Origin of the sequence: Blautia sp. aa_0143 (assembly GCF_004167315.1) — a bacterium.
Lineage (GTDB): Bacteria > Bacillota > Clostridia > Lachnospirales > Lachnospiraceae > Blautia_A > Blautia_A fusiformis.
This window is the reverse complement of the sequence record NZ_RCXU01000041.1, coordinates 1-21125: the sequence shown is the minus strand read 5'-3', so window position 1 is coordinate 21125 and position 21125 is coordinate 1. Positions and strand designations below refer to the sequence as shown.

The 21125-nt window shown below is 43.4% G+C and carries 21 protein-coding genes and 1 riboswitch; of the genes, 15 read left to right on the top strand and 6 right to left on the bottom strand.

The genetic code is table 11. The features are described 5' to 3' along the window. Positions 1–331: 331 nt before the first annotated feature. On the bottom strand, positions 332–1498 hold the full coding sequence (locus EAI83_RS15710; protein ID WP_129976076.1) for a sensor histidine kinase: 1167 nt from the start codon (positions 1496–1498) through the stop codon (positions 332–334). Further along, a complete protein-coding gene (locus EAI83_RS15705; protein ID WP_015527267.1) occupies positions 1495–2172 on the bottom strand; it encodes a response regulator transcription factor in 678 nt (225 codons plus the stop codon). The genes EAI83_RS15710 and EAI83_RS15705 overlap by 4 nt, the downstream gene beginning before the upstream one ends. Before the next feature lie 205 nt (positions 2173–2377). On the opposite strand from EAI83_RS15705, the gene EAI83_RS15700 reads away from it, so the two are divergent. From EAI83_RS15700 to EAI83_RS15690, 3 genes are read left to right on the top strand one after another with little or no spacing between them, the layout of a single operon-like run. Then, the gene (locus EAI83_RS15700; RefSeq protein WP_021652979.1) at positions 2378–3526 is read left to right on the top strand and encodes a TlpA family protein disulfide reductase; all 1149 of its coding nucleotides are present in this window, start codon (positions 2378–2380) and stop codon (positions 3524–3526) included. A gap of 27 nt (positions 3527–3553) precedes the next feature. Next, on the top strand, positions 3554–3706 hold the full coding sequence (locus EAI83_RS15695) for a CD1871A family CXXC motif-containing protein (RefSeq protein ID WP_092068499.1): 153 nt from the start codon (positions 3554–3556) through the stop codon (positions 3704–3706). Between the two features lie 7 nt (positions 3707–3713). Further along, entirely contained in the window at positions 3714–4562 is an 849-nt protein-coding gene (locus EAI83_RS15690) for a 4Fe-4S binding protein (protein WP_110102924.1), read from the top strand. A 63-nt stretch (positions 4563–4625) separates the two neighbouring features. On the opposite strand, the gene EAI83_RS15685 is transcribed toward EAI83_RS15690, so the two are convergent. Continuing rightward, positions 4626–5354, bottom strand: coding sequence for a helix-turn-helix domain-containing protein (locus EAI83_RS15685; protein WP_110102907.1), 729 nt, complete (start codon positions 5352–5354; stop codon positions 4626–4628). A gap of 221 nt (positions 5355–5575) precedes the next feature. Here EAI83_RS15685 and EAI83_RS15680 point away from each other — a divergent pair, with 221 nt between their 5' ends. From EAI83_RS15680 to EAI83_RS15645, 8 genes are all read left to right on the top strand, one after another. After that, positions 5576–6976: a sodium-dependent transporter gene (locus tag EAI83_RS15680; protein ID WP_021652983.1), complete on the top strand. Its 1401-nt coding sequence runs from the start codon at positions 5576–5578 to the stop codon at positions 6974–6976. Between the two features lie 240 nt (positions 6977–7216). Next, a riboswitch (ZMP/ZTP riboswitch) is annotated at positions 7217–7298 on the top strand. Between the two features lie 73 nt (positions 7299–7371). Next, the gene (locus tag EAI83_RS15675; RefSeq protein ID WP_092068491.1) at positions 7372–9057 is read left to right on the top strand and encodes a formate--tetrahydrofolate ligase; all 1686 of its coding nucleotides are present in this window, start codon (positions 7372–7374) and stop codon (positions 9055–9057) included. Between the two features lie 549 nt (positions 9058–9606). Continuing rightward, positions 9607–10140, top strand: coding sequence for a methylated-DNA--[protein]-cysteine S-methyltransferase (locus EAI83_RS15670; RefSeq protein WP_110102908.1), 534 nt, complete (start codon positions 9607–9609; stop codon positions 10138–10140). 107 nt (positions 10141–10247) lie between these two features. Next, positions 10248–10556, top strand: coding sequence for an MGMT family protein (locus EAI83_RS15665; protein ID WP_015527257.1), 309 nt, complete (start codon positions 10248–10250; stop codon positions 10554–10556). A gap of 73 nt (positions 10557–10629) precedes the next feature. Beyond that, positions 10630–10971, top strand: a complete 342-nt coding sequence (locus EAI83_RS15660; RefSeq protein ID WP_129976074.1) for a hypothetical protein — start codon at positions 10630–10632, stop codon at positions 10969–10971. A 131-nt stretch (positions 10972–11102) separates the two neighbouring features. Continuing rightward, positions 11103–11555, top strand: a complete 453-nt coding sequence (locus EAI83_RS15655; RefSeq protein WP_110102910.1) for a MarR family winged helix-turn-helix transcriptional regulator — start codon at positions 11103–11105, stop codon at positions 11553–11555. After that, complete coding sequence (locus tag EAI83_RS15650; RefSeq protein ID WP_092068479.1) at positions 11545–12897, top strand: MATE family efflux transporter; 1353 nt, start codon at positions 11545–11547, stop codon at positions 12895–12897. Before EAI83_RS15655 ends, EAI83_RS15650 begins: the two co-directional genes overlap by 11 nt. Before the next feature lie 124 nt (positions 12898–13021). Continuing rightward, positions 13022–13909: a putative ABC transporter permease gene (locus EAI83_RS15645; RefSeq protein WP_118368711.1), complete on the top strand. Its 888-nt coding sequence runs from the start codon at positions 13022–13024 to the stop codon at positions 13907–13909. Between the two features lie 81 nt (positions 13910–13990). Here EAI83_RS15645 and EAI83_RS15640 read toward each other — a convergent pair whose 3' ends face one another. Next, complete coding sequence (locus EAI83_RS15640) at positions 13991–14536, bottom strand: biotin transporter BioY (RefSeq protein ID WP_015527251.1); 546 nt, start codon at positions 14534–14536, stop codon at positions 13991–13993. 101 nt (positions 14537–14637) lie between these two features. Continuing rightward, positions 14638–15609 (bottom strand): biotin synthase BioB, encoded by a 972-nt coding sequence (gene bioB / locus EAI83_RS15635; RefSeq protein WP_110102912.1) that lies wholly within the window; start codon positions 15607–15609, stop codon positions 14638–14640. A gap of 307 nt (positions 15610–15916) precedes the next feature. On the opposite strand from bioB, the gene EAI83_RS15630 reads away from it, so the two are divergent. The 4 genes from EAI83_RS15630 (at position 15917) to EAI83_RS15615 (ending at position 20293) form a co-directional block, all read left to right on the top strand. Further along, a complete protein-coding gene (locus tag EAI83_RS15630; protein ID WP_118368712.1) occupies positions 15917–17254 on the top strand; it encodes a TrkH family potassium uptake protein in 1338 nt (445 codons plus the stop codon). A 19-nt stretch (positions 17255–17273) separates the two neighbouring features. Further along, positions 17274–17921 carry a potassium channel family protein gene (locus EAI83_RS15625; RefSeq protein WP_015527248.1) on the top strand — a complete coding sequence of 216 codons (648 nt, stop codon included), beginning with the start codon at positions 17274–17276 and terminating at the stop codon, positions 17919–17921. 85 nt (positions 17922–18006) lie between these two features. Next, complete coding sequence (locus EAI83_RS15620) at positions 18007–19590, top strand: ATP-binding protein (protein WP_118368713.1); 1584 nt, start codon at positions 18007–18009, stop codon at positions 19588–19590. After that, positions 19583–20293 carry a response regulator gene (locus EAI83_RS15615; RefSeq protein ID WP_118368714.1) on the top strand — a complete coding sequence of 237 codons (711 nt, stop codon included), beginning with the start codon at positions 19583–19585 and terminating at the stop codon, positions 20291–20293. Before EAI83_RS15620 ends, EAI83_RS15615 begins: the two co-directional genes overlap by 8 nt. Positions 20294–20774: 481 nt before the next feature. Here EAI83_RS15615 and EAI83_RS15610 read toward each other — a convergent pair. After that, on the bottom strand, positions 20775–21125 hold a 351-nt coding region (locus tag EAI83_RS15610; RefSeq protein ID WP_129976072.1), incomplete at its 5' end, for an RNA-guided endonuclease InsQ/TnpB family protein.

The following is a 21125-nucleotide window of genomic DNA, read 5'->3' as shown; positions in this document are numbered from 1 at the left end:
CACTGTGTAAGACATTGCCGTACCGTAAGGTGTTTGCCAATGCAGTAGTGGGAGAAGCAAGAATCCCCCTGCTTTAGCTGTGGGGAGTGTCAATTTGATCTGTCGTTTGAAGAAACCGTGAGACGACATAATACAAGAAACAGAGAATTTGGTGAAAAAGATATGCGCAGATGGTGGAGAGAAAAAGATTTTTCTTCAGTTCTCAGGGAACAGTCTATTACCTGCGAAATGGATACAGACAGTATTGTTGAGAAAATATACTCGGATTTGAACGCAGATCGCAAAGCGATTGCGTTCATGAGCATATAAAGTGAATGTAATACAAACATGTTCAGACTGGCAGCATAATTGCGATCATGCTGCCCTTTTTGCTGCTTTCCAGTACTTTTACCTGTCCGTTATGCTGTCTGACAATTTCACTGACAAGTGCAAGCCCCAGGCCGGCACCTCCCATAGCACGGCTTCTTGATTTGTCCACACGGAAGAACGGGGTGAAGATTTTTTCCTGATATTCAGGAGGAATGCCGATTCCGGTGTCGGAGACTTCAAGAAAGACGTAATTGACAGACGTGGATGTATCTGTTATTTCTTCAGAAGGATGGATATTTACGGTTACTTTTCCACCGGAGTGATTGTATTTGATCGCATTTTCCACAAGATTGTACACAGCGCGATACAGCAGCAGATAGCTTCCGGTAATGATGCAGTCCCCTTCCTGCTGGATCAGTTCAACTTCTTTCTGTTCCGCTACGGAAGCCAGGTCGCAGAAAACCTCATCCGTCAGTGCTGCCAGAGAGATCCTTTCGGAACGTTCAACAGTCTGTACACCGGTCATATCCAGGAGGATTTCAGCCAGATGGGAAAGTCGCCCGGTCTGTTCCTGGAGCATGGAAAAAATCTCCTGATAATCCTTTAAAGCAGGTGTTTCCCTGCGGGCAAAGACCTCCAGATTTGTCTGGATAACGGCAAGAGGAGTCCTAAGCTCATGGGCTGCATTGGCAGAAAACTGCTTCTGTGCAGTAAAGGCCTCATCCAGGCGTGCGAGCATTTTGTTAAATGAAATTGTCAGGCGGGAAATTTCGTCATTGGTAGCAGGAACTTCAAGAGCCTCTGAAAGGTTCTGGACCTCTATTTGGTTTACCTCCTGGCTGAGTCTGCGAAGCGGAAGTAATGCCTGACGGCTGATAAAATAAGTGCAGATGCTGCTGAGAAGGATGATGATCCCTGTTACCATGAGTCCTTTGGTGAGAAAAAGTTTTTTGGTCAGCTGCAGCTGATCGGAAAGCTCCGGAAATAAGACGGAGGGATTCATATTAAAGGTGATGGGAGTAGAATCTGTGTTATCGATCCGTATCATGTAATCTCCCAGATCCTCCATTCCGGCAACTGCAGACTGGCTGATAAAAAAATACATCAGAATGCAGGTGACTGTCATAAGCAGTGCGGTGATCAGTGTCAGACGCCATTGAAGAGAAAGCTTTCCGGTTATTTTTTTCATTGTATATCCTCCGTTAAAATGTAACCCTGGCCGATCTTATTCTGTATTGGATCAAAGCCGAGAGCCGTGCGCAGCTTTTTTCGAAGAGAAGAAATGTGGACACGAATGGAATTGCTGAGACTGTTGACGCTTCCGTCCCAGATATGCTCGATCATTTCTTCTGGGCTTATGATACGGTTCTGATGAAGAAGGAAATATTCCAGAAGAGAACTTTCCTTTCGGGTCAGAGAAAGAGGAAGTCCATCGATACTGGCCTTTCTTGTACGGGTATCAAAGCTGATACGTCCGCATTGCAGACATACATCCTGCTGGATAAATTTCCTTCGTGTCAGACTTCGGATCCGTGCCTCCAGCTCTTCAAAATGAAAAGGCTTTGTGAGATAGTCATTGGCACCGAGATCAAGCCCTTCAACCTTGTCCTGGATCTGTCCTCTGGCAGAGAGGATCAAAACGGGAGTGGAAGTATCGGATTCCCGAAACTGGCGCAGGATTTCCAGACCATCAACGCCTGGAAGGTTCAGATCAAGAAGGATGAGATCATAATTTTCCACCAGACATAATTCCAGTCCTTCATCCCCGTCAAAACATGTGTCCGCTTCATAGCCATCCATGCGAAGTCCCTCCGCAATAGACTGGCAGAGCTGCTTTTCATCTTCGATTATCAATATATGCATAATAAATTCTCCTAAAAAACAGTTGATTTTGCTTTGTTATCTATCATATCATGTATAGCATAAAATTCCTGTAAATTTTTTTATTTCTTAACAGAGATTTTATACAGGGGATGATATAGTAAGGCTACAGAGAACAAAATTAACATATAAAATATACGCCGGTTCCGGATATGGGCCGGTGATATCAGAAGGGAGAATATAAACAATGAAATTAAGAACACAGAAAATAACAGCACTTATGGCAGCAGCGGTATTAGGAATATCTGCATTTGGAAGCGTACCGGTAACAGCGGCAGAAAGCACGGAAACAGCAGAGATCGGAGAGGCAATGGCGGTGGATGGAGAGGCAGTTTCATCAGATCTGGTAGCAGGTACATTTAAGCCTTCCGACGTAACCTGCAAGGCACAGGATTCTTATGAATATCCGTTTCTGGGACTGAAGCTTTCGCTTTCGAAGGAGCTGTTAAAGCAGATCAAGGACCAGAGCATTGCAATGCTTACCACGGAAGATTTTGAGAATCAGACCAACGCAGTGACATATGCCTATGTAAGCTGGAGCAAAATGACAGAGGAACAGAAAAATGCCGAAATACAGAAGATGGGAACCGGATATGACGACTGGGTGGCAGGTCTGGACAGAATTGGCACAATTGGCGTTTATGACGAAGCTTCACAGAAAAAGCTGGATGAGATCACTGGCTGTACAGAGCATAAAGAGCTTGGAAGCAGCAGTGACGGGAAATACAAATATTATCTGAGCACCAACAAAGATGCAGATGAAAAGCTGACAAAGGAGCTGGAAAAGATCAAAACCGACATTACGGAAATGACACCGTATCAGAATATTTCTGTGTTTGACCAGCCACAGGATACCAGCGTCAACCCGGAGGATGTAAAATCTGTAGGAAAATTTGAAACAACAGGAATAGATGGAAAAACATATACAGAAAAAGTATTCAGTGACTATGACCTGACGCTGGTAAATGTTTTTACAACCTGGTGCTCACCATGCGTAAAAGAAATCCCGGAACTTCAGGAGCTCTATAAAGAAATGAAAGATAAAGGCGTCGGAGTAGCAGGCGTGGTGCTTGATACTACAGATGAAAAGGGAAATCAGGACGAAGAGGCTGTAAAAAAAGCAGGCATTCTTCAGGAAAAAACAAAAGCAAAATATCCGTTCCTGATACCGGATACTACTATGATGAACGGCCGTCTGCAGGGGATTTCCGCATTTCCTGAAACATTTTTTGTTGACAAAGATGGAAACATTGTAGGCGATACCTATACAGGAAGCCATACACTGGACGAATGGAAGGAAATCGTGGAAAAAGAGCTTAAAAACGTTTCAAAGTAAAAGATGATCATTATGGAGAGTGGAAAAATGATTCGGAAAATAACAGAATCCAGGTGGATCGGACCTGCTCTGGCGGTTTTGGGAATTTTACTGATGATACTGGGAATCTGCAGGGGCGAAGTGTCTGTAGTTTTTACAAAAGCGATCAACATCTGTATGGAGTGTATTGGCATTGGATAATAAGAAGATGAAAATAAATGAATGGCCGCGGCATGGGATCCAGGCATTGTGGGCGGCCCTTACAAACAGTCACATATCAGGCTTTGTGACTGGAAAGATCTATACCGGAAAACTGAAAAATGTCTGTGTTCCGGGGCTGAACTGTTATTCCTGCCCCGGGGCAAGAGGGGCCTGTCCCATTGGTTCCCTTCAGGCTGTGATCGGAAGCTGGAACTTCAAGATGGCATATTATGTAGCTGGATTTCTGATCTTTGTAGGAGCGTTGCTTGGAAGACTGGTGTGCGGATTTCTCTGCCCCTTTGGACTGATCCAGGATCTGTTGAACAAGATTCCTTTTCCAAAGAAGATCCGGACATTTCGGGGAGATAAGCTTCTGCGAAAACTGAAATATGTGATCTTTCTTGTATTTGTGATCATACTTCCCATGTTTGTAGTAGATATCATGGGCCAGGGAGCACCATATTTCTGCAAGCTGATCTGCCCGGCAGGAACACTGGAAGGAGGTATCCCTCTGGTGCTGCTGAACAAATCCATGCGAAGTGCAGTAGGCTGGCTGTACATGTGGAAAAATACAATCCTGGTGATCACCATTATCTTATCAATTATGATATACCGGCCATTCTGTAAGTATATCTGTCCGCTGGGAGCTTTTTATTCGGTATTTAATAAAGTTTCCGTTTTTCGTTACAGAGTAGATAAAGAAAAATGTGTTCACTGCGGAAAATGCAGGAATATCTGCCAGATGGAGGTCGATCCGACGGAAAATCCAAACAGTACAGAATGTATCCGATGTGGAAGATGTAAAAAGATATGTCCGACACAGGCGATCCGGTGTGGGTTTGCAGGCAAACCCTGATACAGAAAAATACGAAAACGGTACAGCTTATAAAATATAAGGTGTACCGTTTTTTGCAGAAAACTACTTTTCCATATTATCTATCAGTAACATATTCAGCTGTTCCCAGCGCTTCAGATCTTTTTTTGTAAAAAGCAGCTGGTGGCGGAACGCTTCGGTAAGCTCTTGTGGTTTTAAAGTGATCACACATTTGAATGCGCAGGGCATCAGATCCGCACTGGAAATCCCACACAAAAGTCCTGTTGTAAAATCTCGAAGCTCCAGAGGATTAAAAATGTACAGGAGATCTTCTTCCAGTGGGTTATACTGATTTACAAAGGAAAAACGGATCAGCATATCACTGTAAAGAACTTTTCCGGTGTAAAAAATCTCACTGCTTCTTCCGTTGGCAGAAACAGAACAGATCGTTAAGGTTGCTTCGTATTTTCCGGATTCGCCTTTTTTTTCATAAATATCGATGACGCCATCCTTCGTACGCTGATAGCGTCCATCGTAAAAGTAAAAATATAGCCGCTGTGCCTGAAAAAATGGGCTTTTTTGTCCTTTTCCCGGTGCATTGGACGGTTTACTGGCTGTTTCAGGAAGACCAGTGGTAAGCTGGGACATAGATACCTGGAGAATCTGGCTGATATCATACAAAGTTTCGATATCAACGGAGATATCTCCATTTTCATATTTGCATACGGTAGCTCGACTTTTATGGATGGCATCTGCCAGATCCTGCAGAGTCATCTTTCCGGCTTTTCGGTATTTTCTTATTTGTTCACCTACATAACAGGTAAAATTACTCATTTTGTTTCCTCATACTATCTATTTTTCTTATTAATTTTTATTGTATACGATTATATCGGAAAAACCGGTATTTTGTAAAGTAGTAAGAAACTTTTTTGAGATAAAATTTCGTAAAAAGAAACTTCTGCCATTTGCACTTATCTTTATTTAAGGTAAGATATGGCTGTTAGGCTGAAGGTTTCAGCCTATATCAAATATATACTTGAAGAGGGGAAATTGAAATGAAAGAAAAAGGAAGTAGCTTTTCCGGCTCAATAGGCTTTGTCCTGGCGGCAGCCGGAAGTGCAGTAGGAGTTGGAAATATCTGGAGATTTCCATATCTCTGTGCCAAAGATGGCGGAGGACTTTTCCTGCTGGTTTATCTGGTACTGGTACTGACTTTTGGATTTGTACTGTTGACAACGGATGTAGCACTTGGGAGAAAGACAAAGAAAAATGCATTGAGGGCTTTTGAATCTCTTGATCCAAAGTGGAAATTTTTAGGACATTTAACGTTTATGGTTCCGGCATTGATCATGACCTATTATTCTGTTATCGGTGGATGGATTGTAAAATATTTTTTTACTTATATTATTTCTGATGGGAAAGATGCGGCTTCAGATGTATACTTTACATCATTTATTACATCAGATATTGCACCCGTTGTATTTATGCTGATCTTTCTGGCACTGACTGCCTGGATCGTATTTCGTGGTGTGGAAAAGGGAATCGAAAAGTTTTCCAGGATCATTATGCCGGGGCTGATTCTTCTGATTGTGATCATTGCGATTTTTTCACTGACACTGTCCCATACTGATACGGATGGAACTGTCCGCACCGGTATGCAGGGGCTGGCTGTTTACCTCAAACCGGATTTTCATGGATTGACGGTAAAACGCTTCCTGGAGATCCTTCTGGATGCGATGAGCCAGTTATTCTTTTCCTTAAGTGTATCTATGGGAATCATGATCACATATGGTTCTTATGTGAAAAATGAAGTTAATTTAAATAAAGCAACAAATCAGATTGAGATCTTTGATACCGGCGTTGCGTTTCTTGCAGGAATGATGATCATACCGGCTGTTTTTGTATTTCTCGGAAAGGATGGAATGGCTTCCGGCCCAAGCCTGATATTTATCTCACTGCCAAAGGTTTTTGATGCCATGGGAGTATTTGGCCGTCCGGTGGCAATTGCATTTTTCCTGATGATGGGATTTGCGGCACTGACTTCCTGCGTGTCTGTCATGGAGACACTGGTTGCAAACTGCATGGAACTCTATCACAAACCCCGTAAGAAAATGTGTGGTGCTGTCGGAATCTATTCTCTTGTTACAGCAGTGCTGATCTGCCTTGGTTATAACAAACTGTATTTTGAACTTAAACTGCCAAATGGTTCCGTTGGACAGCTGCTGGATGTGATGGATTATATCAGCAACAGTTTTCTGATGCCGTTTATCTCACTTTTGACAAGTATTCTGATCGGCTGGGTGATCGGCCCTGACTGGATCATAGGAGAAGTGGAACGAAATGGGGAACACTTCAAACGGGCAGGGTTATATCGCTTTATGATCCGTTATGTAGTGCCGGTTGTAATGCTGATATTATTCCTGGTATCTACAGGATTTGCAGATTTGATTTCATAAGTGTGGTAATATGTTTATGGCGTCTGGACAGTCGCATTAACGGATGACCAGTACAAGATACGATTAAATAACAGAGGATTTGATGAAAAAAGATATGTACGAATGTTGGAGAGAAAACTAATACATAGAACGGAAATGATTCAGAAAATTAGACTTAGCTCACTTTAAAAGTGAAAAAATAATTTGATAATTTCTTGACAAGTACTAATAAATATGTTAGTATTCAATCATCAAATTAATAAAGTCTTCGGTGACTGACGGAGTTGTGGGATAACCACGAGGGAGCCGGAGATTCGATGAGTCGACCGTCTGGGCAGTATTTGAAAAACTTCAGATACTGCTCTTTTTTATGGGATAAAAGATGCAGACGGTTGCAGCGGAGAAAGGAGAACATTATGGGATTTAAAAGTGACATCGAGATTGCACAGGAGTGCACAATGGAGCCAATTACCAAGATTGCAGAGAAAGCAGGTATTGATGACAAATATCTGGAGCAGTATGGTAAATACAAAGCAAAGATCGACTATAATCTCCTGAAAGAAACAGACAAAAAAGACGGCAAACTGATTCTTGTGACAGCTATCAACCCGACACCGGCCGGGGAAGGAAAAACAACTACAACGGTAGGTCTTGCAGATGGAATGCAGAGACTTGGAAAAAATGTTATGGTAGCTCTTCGTGAGCCATCCCTGGGACCGGTATTCGGTGTCAAAGGTGGTGCGGCAGGCGGCGGCTATGCACAGGTAGTTCCGATGGAGGATATCAACCTTCATTTTACCGGTGATTTCCATGCAATCGGTGCGGCAAACAACCTTCTTGCAGCAATGATCGACAACCATATTTTCCAGGGAAATGAGCTGAACATCGACCCAAGAAAGATCACCTGGAGACGTTGCGTGGATATGAACGACCGTCAGCTTCGTAATGTAGTAGATGGACTTGGCGGAAGAACAAACGGTATGCCGCGTGAGGACGGATATGACATTACCGTAGCATCTGAGATCATGGCAGTTCTCTGTCTGGCAAGTGATATCAAAGATCTGAAAGAGAGACTTTCCAGAATCATCATCGGATACACTTATGGCAAGGTTGCTGAGCAGAAACCGGTAACAGCAGGAGATCTTCACGCAGAGGGTGCTATGACAGCACTTCTGAAGGATGCCCTGAAACCAAACCTTGTTCAGACACTGGAGCATGTTCCGGCAATCGTTCACGGCGGACCATTCGCAAACATCGCTCACGGATGTAACTCCGTAACAGCTACAAAGATGGCTATGAAGCTTGCTGATTATGCCATCACAGAGGCTGGATTCGGTGCTGATCTTGGAGCTGAGAAATTCCTGGATATCAAGTGCCGTATGGCAGGTCTTACACCAAGTGCCGTTGTTATCGTAGCAACCGTACGTGCTCTGAAATATAATGGCGGTGTTGCAAAAGCGGATCTTAACAATGAGAACCTCGAGGCTCTTGAAAAAGGTATCCCGAACCTTCTGAAGCATGTAAGCAATATCAAAAATGTATATAAGCTCCCATGTGTGGTAGCTATTAACGCATTCCCGACCGATACCAAGGCAGAGCTTGATTTTGTGGAAGCAAAATGCAAGGAGCTTGGCGTAAACGTAGCACTTTCAGAGGTATGGGCAAAAGGTGGCGAAGGCGGAATCAAGCTCGCTGAGGAAGTAATCCGTCTTGTTGAAGAGCCGAATGACTTCACATATGCTTATGAGCTGGAAGGCTCCATCGAGGACAAACTGAACCAGATCGTACAGAAGGTTTATGGTGGAAAGAAAGTGGTTCTTACAGCAAATGCCCAGAAGCAGGCGAAACAGCTGGAGGCACTTGGATTTGGCAACTGCCCGATCTGTGTAGCTAAGACCCAGTACAGCTTAACAGACGACCAGACAAAGCTTGGTGCTCCGACAGATTTCGAGGTAACAGTAAGAAATCTTAAGATTTCCGCAGGTGCAGGATTTATTGTTGCACTGACAGGTGAGATCATGACCATGCCAGGACTTCCGAAAGTACCGGCAGCAACCAAGATCGACGTAGACGAGAGCGGTAAGATCACAGGACTGTTCTGATATAAAGATTTTTTGAGGGGAATTCAGATAGAAAGCGGTAGAGCCTGCAAAAATAGAGGCTCTGCCGCTTTTTATATTGTTGTGGAGAGAGTATTGAAAAACTTTTAAAAGCAGGAAAAACACTGGGTTTGACGATCCCGTGATACGAATTTGATACGAAAATCCCCGGAAGTGGTCGAGACTTCCGGGGGTTCTTGTTCCGTTTATGTAAGGTGGTTTAATCCTTTAGGCTGTTACTGCCTGTCGTTTCTGTCCAGCCTAGCCACAGTTGCCATAACAGAAACAAAGAAAGTAATTATAGAACTTGTCATAGGACTTTACATCCTTTCAGCTGGAGGTTCGGCAGCAACAGCATTATAGCATGTTCAAAACAAAAATGGTATAATATTATAAATTGTCAAGAATATCAGCAATCTCCTGCTGCTTGTTGGGATAAAACTCACAATGTCGAGGAAATCGCAGAGGGGACGCGCATGTGACATTTGTGTTAATTAAGAGGAATGCTATAGAAAATATTGTAGAGATAAATGAATGTGGGGGGGGAAAAATATGGTATACACATGCAAATATAAATCGCTAATCGGAGATATTTTACTTGCTGCAGATGAAATCGGACTTACCGGTTTGTGGTTTGAAGGACAGAAATATTTTGCAAATACACTTCCGGAAGATTATGTTCCACAGGAAACGAAAATTCTCACAGAAGCAAAAAAATGGCTGGATGTATATTTCTCCGGTGAAGAACCGAACTTTACTCCACCACTTCATCCGAACGGTTCAACATTCAGAAAGGCAGTGTGGCAGATTTTACTGGATATTCCCTATGGACAGACGATTACATATGGAGAAATTGCGCGCAGAATTGCAGTGATGAAAAACACTTCCCATATGTCCGCCCAGGCAGTAGGCGGTGCGGTTGGACATAATGAAATTTCCATTATCATTCCCTGCCATCGAGTCATAGGAACAAATGGAAGCTTGACGGGCTATGCCGGAGGAATTGACAAAAAAATTTCACTTCTTAAGCTGGAACATACAGATATGAGCCGTTTGTTTATTCCAAAGAAAGGAACTGCACTGTAAAACTCAGGCTGAGAGGACGGTCTGGTACAGGCGTCCACGAAAAGACAGATATTTTATTTATGAAAGCATGCTATGAAAATTGCCAGCAGGATTTCGGAGGAATAATTATGGGAAAAATACTGGATGAAGATTTAATCTACGAGATACTGTCCGTGGTGGAAGAGATACCTGAGGGAAAAGTGGCCTCCTACGGACAGATCGCACGGCTGATCGGGCGGGATAAAAATTCACGTCTTGTAGGAAAAGTCTTAGGTATGGCAGAATTTTACGGGAAGTATCCCTGCCACAGAGTTGTGAACCATGCAGGGCGTACTGCACCAGGCTGGAGAGAGCAGAAGATGCTTCTGGAAGACGAGGGTGTGGAGTTTAAGGCAAATGGATGTGTAGATATGAAGCAGTATCAGTGGGAGGAGTAGTGTTTTATGAATTGTAGAAATATGATGCAGATCCCGGAGCTTACAGAAGTTCTGAAGCTGAAAGCAGGGGAAAATGGTCTGGAGTAGTTTGTCCGATGGTGCTATTTTGCAGACTGCCTGCAGTGCATCAAAAGTGAATACAGGATTGAATAACTATATCCATGGAGGAGAATTCGTAGTTCTGACAAATCCCAGTGTCACCGACGACAGCCGGAAACTCGTGCTGGAGGAAAAGGACAGAAACGCCGCAGAGCAGCTGTCTTCCTCTATTCTGGATGCAGAACATTTAAGCCGAGAGCGTGTGATGGCACAGGCCAGATATCTGAACCTTGCACCGCTTACCATGACCGATGAGCAGATGGAGAAAGGACTTGAGATCTTTGAAGCTTCTCTGAAAGAGGCATTAGAAGCATAGATTAATAGAAAGTTACTCTGTAATAGAAAGCTACTCTGTAACAGAAAAATAAAACATGCTTGACAAACCATAAATTCCTCGTATAATTATCAATGGTAATTAACTAAGATAATTATATAAGGAGTTTTTTTATGACAAATGAAAAGATCAAGCGGATGTTTGATGCGTTTTATCAGGCAAAGCGGATCCGGGATATGCTTCCGCCACTGCCTCAGGGGGTGATGCCATCCTACATACAGTATCTGGATGTGATCCATTCTCTGCAGAGAGAAAAAAAGGATATCCGGCTCTCTGATATCAGTGATGCCATGAACCTTCCGCGTCCGGGTGTTACCAGAACAGTGAAAGAAATGGAGACAAAGGGATATCTTCAGAAGCTTACGTCTCCGGATGACGGGCGCGTTACTTACATTTCCATAACAGAAAAAGGAGAGATGCTTTCCAGGAAGTATGATCAGGATTATTTCAGCAGTCTGGCGCCCTATCTTTCAGAGATTTCCGAAGAAGAAGCAGACAATATGATCCGGACCATCGGGAAATTTTATCAGATCATGTGTGACAGGAGGGAACATTATGACAAATGATAAGGCAGATTTTACCCAGGGAAATATCCTGAAGAAGCTGGTTGCATTTATGATGCCGGTACTCGGTGCGCTGATCCTGCAGGCTGCCTATGGTGCGGTCGATCTTCTTGTAGTTGGAAGATTCGGTTCCACATCCGGATTGTCAGCGGTTTCCACCGGAAGTCAGGTACTGAATCTGGTTACCTTTGTAGTGATCCAGTTTGCTATGGGTATCACAGTTCTGATCGCACGTTATCTTGGAGAAAAAAGACCGGAGCAGATCGGCTCCGTTATCGGTGGGGCTGCAATCGTCTTTACCATGATCTCTATCGTGCTGTTTATTGTTATGGTAGGCTTTGCACATCCGATCTCCATGCTGATGCAGGCACCGGAAGAAGCGGTAGCGCTGACTGCATCTTATGTACGGATCTGTGGCAGCGGAATTTTCTTTATTGTCGCGTATAACCTACTGTCTGCTATTTTCCGCGGCCTTGGCGACAGTAAATCTCCTTTGCTGTTTGTGCTGGTGGCATGTATTGTAAATGTGATCGGAGACCTGGTACTGGTAGCCGGCTTACATATGGATGCAGCAGGAGCAGCTATTGCTACGGTTTCTGCTCAGGCCTTAAGTGTTGTATTTGCAGTAGTTCTGCTGATAAAGAAGAAGCTTCCGTTTACCATTACAAAAAAAGATTTCCGGCTGAATCCTCAGTGCAGACGTTTTCTTAAGATCGGACTGCCGCTGGCACTTCAGGAATTCCTGACCCAGATTTCGTTCCTGGCCTTGTGCGCATTTGTCAATCGCCTGGGTCTGGAAGCATCCTCCGGTTACGGAGTTGCATGTAAGATCGTAAACTTTGCCATGCTGGTTCCAAGCTCCCTAATGCAGTCCATGGCCTCCTTTGTTTCACAGAACGTAGGAGCAGGAAAGCCGAAACGTGCGAGAAAATCCATGCTTACGGGAATTGGAGTTGGCCTGTCTGTGGGATGCCTGGTATTTATCCTGATCCTGCTGAAGGGTGATGTGCTGGCAGGATTCTTTTCAACAGATGCCGGCGTTATCCAAAAGGGCTTTGATTATCTGAAGGGGTTTGCTCCGGAGACACTGGTAACGGCTGTTCTGTTCAGTATGATAGGCTATTTCAACGGAAACAACCAGACCATATGGGTTATGGTCCAGGGCCTGATCCAGACGCTTCTGGTACGACTTCCAATGGCGTACTTTATGAGTATCCAGCCGGATGCCAGCCTGACCAAGATCGGTCTTGCAGCACCGGTATCTACCACAGTGGGAATCATTCTGAACATCGGATTCTTTCTGTACTTTACCCGTGTGAAAAAAGAAATTGTTTCGGAAGAATGACCGGATAAAGGGATGTAAATGAGAGGGGTGATATGATATAATCAGAATCACCCCGGCAGAGATGATGGTACTGACCCCTGAAATAGCTGCCGGAATCTTGACAGCTGTAAAGGAGGAGTACAGGATGATTTGCGGGATGACGTATTTTCAGATATGTCTGTATTTTTTGTTTTATTCTTTTGGAGGATGGGTCGTTGAAGTTATCTTCCATGCAGTAACTTTAGGAAAGGTTATAAACCGGGGATTTCTCAACGGTCCGGTATGCCCGGTGTACGGATTTGGTGTACTTTCCGTGTTTGCATTGCTTAATACGCTTCAGAGCGGCGGACATCAGATGAGTGAGGGAATGATCTTTCTGTTTGGAACCGTTCTTGCAACTGCGGTAGAGCTGGTTGCCGGATGGCTTCTGGATGTATGCTTCCATGCAAGATGGTGGGATTATTCTAATAAGCCGCTGAATTTTCATGGCTATATCTGTCTTGAGTTTTCCCTGATATGGGGACTTGCCATTGTGATGGTCGTAAAGGTTTTTCAGAAGTATGTGGAGCGTCAGGCTTCTCATACACCTTCCACACTGGAATGGGTTGTTATGGCAATTCTGTATGCGGTGTATCTGGCAGATCTTATTGTAACAGTAGCGGTGATCCGCGGACTGAATAAGAAGCTTACCCGACTGGATAAGGTACGTGCGGATCTGCGGATCGTGAGTGATAAGCTCAGTGATACTCTGGCAACAACTACCATTGATACAGCACAGAAGGTGGGAGAGGGAAAGGTTCAGGTTGCTCTTGCTAAGGCAGAGCTCAGAGATGCGACTGTGGCTCAGAGAGAAAAATCTGCCGAAATGCTTCGGATGAAGAAAGCGGAGCTTCAGGCACAGTTTGATGAGCTGTCAAGCTCTATCACAAACCATACGGTATTCGGCCAGGGAAGAATCATTAAGGCTTTCCCGGAGATGAAGCACAGAGATTATTTTGAACTGATCCAGGAACTGAAGAAAAAACTCAGATAAGAAAAATAAAATGTGATAAAGAGGCAGCAGGAAATTTCCAACATTTCCTGCTGCCTTTTTTTGGAGTATCAGAGTTTCAGCTTATCGGATTCGTTTCTTTATCATTGGTCCGATGATCATGGCGATGATCATTTTTATGAGATCTGCCGGGATAAACGGAATTACACAGATTCCAAGAGCTGCTTTGAAAGTGGAATCTGCAACGATGCAGAACCATACAGTTCCGAAAAGATAGCATACAATTGTTCCTGCGATCATACCAACGAGCTGGATCAGAGGCTTATGGCAGTTGTCAATTACCAGTCCGGCAATAACAGCCATAACGATAAAGCCGATGATGTATCCGCCTGTAGGACCGGCCAGCTTTGCAGGGCCGCCGGTAAATCCGGAAAATACCGGAAGACCTACAAGTCCAAGCAGAAGATAGATCAGATAGCTGATGGTTCCTTTTTTCCATCCGAGAAGATAAAGGGACAGATAGATGGCAAGATTGGTAAATGAGATCGGAACCGGACCGATCGGAATGGACAGCGGCGCAAGAATACAGGTGACAGCTGCCATAAGAGCGGTCATGGTGATCTCGTAGGTTTTTGTACGTGGTGCAGAGACAGTATTTGTCTGATTCATATTAAAAGAGCCTCCTTTGAAAAAGGTAATATATTTACTGGTTCGGGTAAGTAATGAAATGCTGTAAGTGTGTATGATAGGTCATATGTCCATAAGGATGCTTACGCAGATTCAATCTCATAGGTGAATCCTGCATCCGTAATGGTTTTCAGAGTGTCTTCGATTCCCTGACCACCTTCTGTAAGATAACCGGAAGCAAAAATAGAGTCTACAACACTGAGCAGTTTTTTTTCTTCGCCTTTAAAATAAACTTCTCTTCCGGCAGCACATCGGATATCTGCTTTAGGCACAAGAAGTCTTGCCAGGCAGAGGACCTTCATACAGTATTCGGTTGTCAGCTGGGAAATATCTGCATTTCCGAGAGGAGTTCCCTTGATCGGAAGAAGAAAGTTGATCGGCAGTGCTTCCGGCTGGATCTCACGTAATTCCAGAAGCATGTCAACAACGTCTTCCTTACTTTCACCCATGCCAATGATACCGCCGCTGCAGATCTCGAAACCAAGTCCCTGAAGCATATGGATATTCCGGACACGCTGGTCAAAGGTATGTGTACTGCAGATATTATGATAAAAGGAACGGCTGCTGTTCAGGTTATGGTTGATCCGGTCAAGACCAGCCTCTTTGAGCATTTTTGCCTGGTGCTCTGTGAGAAAGCCTATGGAGCAGCAGAGATGAGTTCCGTGTTCTTTCATTTTGCGGATCCTGCGGGCCAGCTCCTCGATCTCTTTATCTGTAAATTTCATACCACTCAGTCCGATACAATGTCTGGATAAATGATAATCATTTACGAAATCATTGTCCTGATATAATTTGTCTTCATCTACCCATTTGTATTTATCAATATCGGCAGTGGAACGACATGACTGGGCACAGTAGGCACAATCCTGGGAACAGTTACCGCTGCGGGCATTGGTAAGGATGTGGATGCTTACCCGGTTTCCCTTATATTTGTAACGTAAACTGCTGGCACGGTCAATCAGTGCCTCAAGTTCTTCGTCCGGAGTATCTAAAATTGCAATGGCTTCATCTCTGGAAAGCGATGGAGCTTCTTTTTCGCATGATGCAGTGTTCATGTCAATACCTTCCTTTTGAGTTTTTTTGTACGGGTATCACTTTATCACAGAGAAATATCGAATGTCAACTGCAAATATAAAATGAGTTTACAATTAAAAACTGTAGTATTAAGGTAATGCTTAGGATCATCAAAGCAGGTAATTTCCTTGATTCGGTTAAAATCATTCTCAATTCAATATCATATCTTTATAAAATCTTAATACGGAAGCAGAGAATTTTATACTATCTTTGAAAGTAGTTATATATAATAAAATGCATTACGAGGATAGCACTGTTAAAAGTATTGATAAGGAGTTCTGATCATTTATGCCGGAAAAATCATATAAGAAAAAACATATGACATCTTTTCAGCTGATTATCATGGGGTTTGCAGGAGTGATCCTTTTGGGAACCGTTCTGCTGATGCTTCCATTTTCTTCTGCGGAGAAAGTGATCACACCATTTCATGAGGCACTTTTTACAGCCACTTCGGCGGTATGTGTTACAGGTCTTGTGGTAAAGGACACTGGAAGCTACTGGTCCCTGGCAGGCCAGACGATCATTCTTGCACTCATACAAACAGGTGGGCTTGGAGTAGTGACTGTGGCTGCGTCTGTTTCCCTTCTTTCCGGAAAGAAAATATCCCTCATGCAAAGAAGCACCATGCAGGATGCAATTTCAGCACCTAAAGTTGGAGGAATCGTCAGACTGACAAGGTTTATTTTGAGGGGAACATTTTTGATCGAAGCTGCAGGGACGGTGTTGCTGCTGCCGGTTTTTATGGGAGATTATGGAAAAAAGGGAATCTGGATGTCAGTTTTTCATTCAATCTCTGCTTTTTGTAATGCCGGCTTTGATATTCTGGGGACAGATTCCAGTATGTTTCCATCGCTGACTGGGTATTCCGGAAATATACTTATAAATCTGGTAATTATGCTGTTGATCATTACAGGAGGAATCGGTTTTCTCACATGGGATGATATTTATACAAACAAACTGAACTTTAAACGCTACCGCATGCAAAGCAAGATCATTCTCATGACTACCGCATGTCTGATCTTATTTCCGGCAGTTTTTTTCTATATCTGTGATCTGACAAAATTACCCATGGGAAAACGCCTGTTAGCAGCAGCGTTTCAATCGGTAACGACAAGAACTGCCGGATTTAATACTATAAACATTTCAGAGATGAGTGAGGCATCAAAAGCAGTTATGATATTGTTAATGCTAATTGGTGGTTCACCGGGATCTACAGCAGGTGGAATGAAAACAACAACTTTTTCAGTACTTATTTTAAATGCAATTGCGACATTTCGAAGTCAGGAAAATGCAGGAGCTTTTGGGCGAAGACTTGAATATCATGTGATAAAAAATGCAGCGACAATAGCCATGTTATATTTTGCCTTGTTCTTTGGCGGCGGAATAGCGATCAGTGTGTACGAAGGCCTTCCGCTTTTAGATTGTCTGTACGAAGCTGCTTCAGCTGTTGGTACGGTAGGTCTGACTCTGGGAATCACACCGGAACTTCATGTTTTTTCACAAGTCGTGCTGATCATACTGATGTATCTGGGACGTGTAGGTGGTCTGACCCTGATCTATGCGGTATTTTCCGGAAGAAATAAGGGAAATGCAAAGCTCCCTCTGGAAAAAATCACAGTTGGATAAGAAGGAGAAAAATAATATTATGAAAAATGTATTGCTTATTGGACTTGGAAGGTTTGGAAGACATATTGCCATGCAGCTCAATCAGCTGGGACATGAAGTTATGGCAGTTGACTGGAAGGAAGAAAGAGTGGACAAAGTACTGTCATTTGTGACAAATGCTCAGATTGGTGACAGCACCAATGCTGAATTTTTACAGTCCCTTGGAATTGGAAACTATGACATTTGTTTTGTGACCATTGGAGAGAGCTTTCAAAATTCTCTTGAAACAACATCCCTTCTAAAAGAACTGGGTGCAAAATTGGTGATATCCAGAGCTGAACGTGATGTTCAGGAAAAATTTCTTTTACGCAATGGTGCCGATAAGGTAGTTTATCCGGAAAAGCAGGTGGCAAAATGGGCCTCCTTCCGTTATACAGATGATCATATACTGGATTATATGGAGGTGGATGCTTCCCATGCAATTTTTGAAGTGGAAGTGCCGGAAGAATGGGTTGGAAAAACAGTGGGTGGACTTGACATCAGAAAACGCTACAATATTAATATTCTGGCAGTAAAAAATGAAGAGGAATTCAGTATTGCAATTTCACCGGAAACATATTTTGCAGAAAATGATAAATTACTGGTATTAGGAGAATACAGAGCTCTTCAGAAGTGCTTCCGCATATAGCTCATTGCCATGAAGAAAAAATTTTGACCACAGAACAGCTGCGTGATATAATTCCAGAAAACAGCAGTAGAAGGAGAATGACAGAATGAGCTTGAAAATGGAGGATACAGTAAAAAAAAGAACCTATCCGAAACGGCCATTTGCATGGTATGTGGAAAAACCGTCTGCAAAAGATTACTTGCTGACGGTTTTTATATTTGCAGTATGCACTTTGATCGGCCTGCTGTTTCAGAAACTGGATCTTACAGATACAAATATTGTAACGATATACATTTTGGGCGTATTGATCACTTCGATCGTGACAGATGGTTATCTTTGCAGTGTAGCTGGCTCCTTTTTAAGTGTATTCTTATTTTGCTTTTTCCTGATGGAGCCAAGGATGTCTTTTGAGACATATGCGGTGGGATATCCGGTGACATTTTTCATAATGCTTATTTCGTCCGTACTTACAGGAACCCTTGCGGCAAAGCTGAAAATGCATGCAAAGCTGTCTTCACAGATTGCCTTTCGCACACAGGTTCTGTTTGATACGGATCGTCTGCTGCAAAAGGCAAAAAGTGAGACAGAAATCCTCGGAGTTACCTGTACACAGCTGATACGCCTGTTAAACCGCAGCATCACGGCATATGTTGTGGAAAATGGAACTTTATCAGAAGGAAAGCTTTTTTCCGGGGAAAAAGAGAGCACAGAGGATTTTCTGACACAGGAAGAACAACAGGCGGCCAGATGGACTTATGAAAACAGACAGCGTGCCGGCGCATCCACACAGTATTTCTCACAGGCAAAATGCTTATATCTGGCAATTCGAAGCGGGAATAATGTTTATGGCGTAATCGGGATCCCTCTGCAGAAAGAAACACTGGACTCTTATGAATACAGCATCCTGCTGTCTGTAATAAATGAATGTGCACTTGCAATGGAGAATGTACAAAATGCCATAGAAAAAGAAAAAAATGCGGTTTTAGCAAAAAATGAGCAGCTGCGTGGCGATCTTCTTCGGGCGATCTCCCATGACCTGCGTACTCCGCTTTGTTCTATTTCCGGAAATGCAGATATGCTTCTCAGTAACAGTGACCGTCTGGATGAAGCTACAAGGTATCAGATCTACACGGACATTCATGAGGATTCAGAGTGGCTGATCGGAGTTGTGGAAAATCTGCTTTCCATTACCAGGCTCAATGATGGAAGATTGAAGTTTAAATTTACGGATCAGCTTTTGGATGAGGTAATAGCAGAGTCACTCCGACATATCGGCCGGAAGCATGATGCGTATAAGATCGTGGCGGACTGTGAAGAACTTGTTCTTACACGTATGGACGTGCATCTTATTATACAGGTTCTGGTAAATTTGATCGATAATGCGATAAAATATACGCCGTCAGGCTCTGTCATCAGCATTCGGGGGTTCAAAAAAGCCGGTAAAGCACAGGTAAGCGTGGAAGATAACGGCCCCGGAATTCCGGATGAAATGAAGCCACATATTTTTGAAATGTTTTATACAGGGAAAACAACCGTTGCAGACAGCCAACGGAGTCTGGGACTTGGCCTGGCACTTTGTCGCTCGATCATAGAAGCTCACGATGGAACACTGGTTCTTTCGGATCATGCTCCGCATGGATGTAATTTTACTTTTACTTTACCATTAAGCGAGGTGACATTAAATGAATAAGACATTAATTCTGGTGGTTGAGGATGACAGACCCATACGGAACCTGATCGTTACCACATTAAAAACACATGACTATAAATATCTGGCTGCAGAAAATGGGGCTTCGGCCATTTTGGAGGCTTCATCACACAATCCGGATATCGTTCTTCTGGATCTGGGCCTTCCTGATATGGAGGGAGTAGAGGTAATAAAGAAAATCCGTACCTGGTCGAATATGCCTATCATCGTGATCAGTGCCAGAAGTGAAGATATGGACAAAATAGAGGCACTGGATGCGGGTGCAGATGATTATATCACAAAACCATTTTCAGTAGAAGAATTACTTGCGCGTATCCGTGTCAGCCAAAGACGGCTTGCCATAACGCAGTCAGGAAAACAGCCGGAAACATCTGTTTTTGAAAATGGTGGATTAAAGATAGATTACACGGCAGGCTGCACATTCCTGAAGGACAGAGAACTGCATCTGACGCCCATTGAGTATAAGCTGCTCTGCCTTTTATCTCGTAATGTTGGAAAAGTATTGACACATACATATATTACTCAGCAGATCTGGGGACGCTGCTCGGAAAACGATGTTGCTTCTCTCAGGGTTTTTATGGCAACACTGCGGAAAAAACTGGAGCCTGAAAAAAACGGTGTACAATATATCCAGACGCACATAGGAATTGGATATCGCATGCTCAGAATCGAGAAACCTGAGTAGGAAACGAACTCTTCTTTATGAAGTCGGAAGGGCTGACGGAAACAGTGGAGCATAAATTCTGTGCATCGCGAAGCGTGTTGCTGAGAACGGAGTGAACAGTAACTAGGGTTTACAGGGCAGATGCATGGAATAAAATTTTGTTTGACTTTTTGAAAAAGAGGCAATATAATTACAGGGAACGAGTGGCAAGTAAGCGTAAATCCAGTTTACCGGCTACTCGTTTTCATTTTACAAAAATGAATATCGTCATGAAAAAGTGTGTAGCGTGTCAGCGTAAGTCCAGCTTATATGACAGGGTGCGCACTTTTTTTGTGCCAAAAAGAAAGGAGGTGACATGCTCCCACCACTTAAATCTTACGATTTTGAAGTGGGGGCTTCCTGCTCAATTGCCCTTTAGGGCAAAGCTAAAACAGGCTATCCCCGCGTGTCCTGCGGTTTTGTTTTTTATGTTTATCCGGTTACGGATTTTTTTCTTGTGCCGTCAGGCACATTCTTTATAGATCCTTTTTCCTTCTTCCCGGATGTTGACTGCTGCATTCACATCCCGGTCCATCCTGTTTCCACATTCACAGACATACATTCTATCCGACAATGCTAGTTCCTTTTTCTTATGTCCGCATACACTGCAGATCTTGCTGGATGCAAAATAACGGTCTACTTTTATAAGATGTTTTCCGCGCTCTTCCAGCTTGTATCCAAGCATGGACAGAAACTGCCCGTACCCGTTATCCTGCACGCCTTTCCCAAGATGCAGGCCTCCGGACATTCCCTTCAGGTTCAGATCTTCCACGCATACTGCATCATATCTTTCAGCAAGCTCCCTGCTGAGCTT

What these genes read in the sequence shown, in the direction of transcription:
- EAI83_RS15690 (WP_110102924.1), top strand. Translation starts at nt 3,714, where the DNA reads ATGAAAATAAATGAATGGCCGCGGCATGGGATCCAGGCATTGTGGGCG.
- EAI83_RS15625 (WP_015527248.1), top strand. Translation starts at nt 17,274, where the DNA reads ATGAAAAATGTATTGCTTATTGGACTTGGAAGGTTTGGAAGACATATT.
- EAI83_RS15705 (WP_015527267.1), bottom strand. Translation starts at nt 2,172, where the DNA reads ATGCATATATTGATAATCGAAGATGAAAAGCAGCTCTGCCAGTCTATT.
- EAI83_RS15645 (WP_118368711.1), top strand. Translation starts at nt 13,022, where the DNA reads ATGATTTGCGGGATGACGTATTTTCAGATATGTCTGTATTTTTTGTTT.
- EAI83_RS15615 (WP_118368714.1), top strand. Translation starts at nt 19,583, where the DNA reads ATGAATAAGACATTAATTCTGGTGGTTGAGGATGACAGACCCATACGG.
- EAI83_RS15655 (WP_110102910.1), top strand. Translation starts at nt 11,103, where the DNA reads ATGACAAATGAAAAGATCAAGCGGATGTTTGATGCGTTTTATCAGGCA.
- EAI83_RS15620 (WP_118368713.1), top strand. Translation starts at nt 18,007, where the DNA reads ATGAGCTTGAAAATGGAGGATACAGTAAAAAAAAGAACCTATCCGAAA.
- EAI83_RS15650 (WP_092068479.1), top strand. Translation starts at nt 11,545, where the DNA reads ATGACAAATGATAAGGCAGATTTTACCCAGGGAAATATCCTGAAGAAG.
- EAI83_RS15675 (WP_092068491.1), top strand. Translation starts at nt 7,372, where the DNA reads ATGGGATTTAAAAGTGACATCGAGATTGCACAGGAGTGCACAATGGAG.
- EAI83_RS15660 (WP_129976074.1), top strand. Translation starts at nt 10,630, where the DNA reads ATGGTCTGGAGTAGTTTGTCCGATGGTGCTATTTTGCAGACTGCCTGC.
- EAI83_RS15695 (WP_092068499.1), top strand. Translation starts at nt 3,554, where the DNA reads ATGATTCGGAAAATAACAGAATCCAGGTGGATCGGACCTGCTCTGGCG.
- EAI83_RS15670 (WP_110102908.1), top strand. Translation starts at nt 9,607, where the DNA reads ATGGTATACACATGCAAATATAAATCGCTAATCGGAGATATTTTACTT.
- EAI83_RS15710 (WP_129976076.1), bottom strand. Translation starts at nt 1,498, where the DNA reads ATGAAAAAAATAACCGGAAAGCTTTCTCTTCAATGGCGTCTGACACTG.
- EAI83_RS15630 (WP_118368712.1), top strand. Translation starts at nt 15,917, where the DNA reads ATGCCGGAAAAATCATATAAGAAAAAACATATGACATCTTTTCAGCTG.
- EAI83_RS15665 (WP_015527257.1), top strand. Translation starts at nt 10,248, where the DNA reads ATGGGAAAAATACTGGATGAAGATTTAATCTACGAGATACTGTCCGTG.
- EAI83_RS15640 (WP_015527251.1), bottom strand. Translation starts at nt 14,536, where the DNA reads ATGAATCAGACAAATACTGTCTCTGCACCACGTACAAAAACCTACGAG.
- EAI83_RS15680 (WP_021652983.1), top strand. Translation starts at nt 5,576, where the DNA reads ATGAAAGAAAAAGGAAGTAGCTTTTCCGGCTCAATAGGCTTTGTCCTG.
- bioB (WP_110102912.1), bottom strand. Translation starts at nt 15,609, where the DNA reads ATGAACACTGCATCATGCGAAAAAGAAGCTCCATCGCTTTCCAGAGAT.
- EAI83_RS15700 (WP_021652979.1), top strand. Translation starts at nt 2,378, where the DNA reads ATGAAATTAAGAACACAGAAAATAACAGCACTTATGGCAGCAGCGGTA.
- EAI83_RS15685 (WP_110102907.1), bottom strand. Translation starts at nt 5,354, where the DNA reads ATGAGTAATTTTACCTGTTATGTAGGTGAACAAATAAGAAAATACCGA.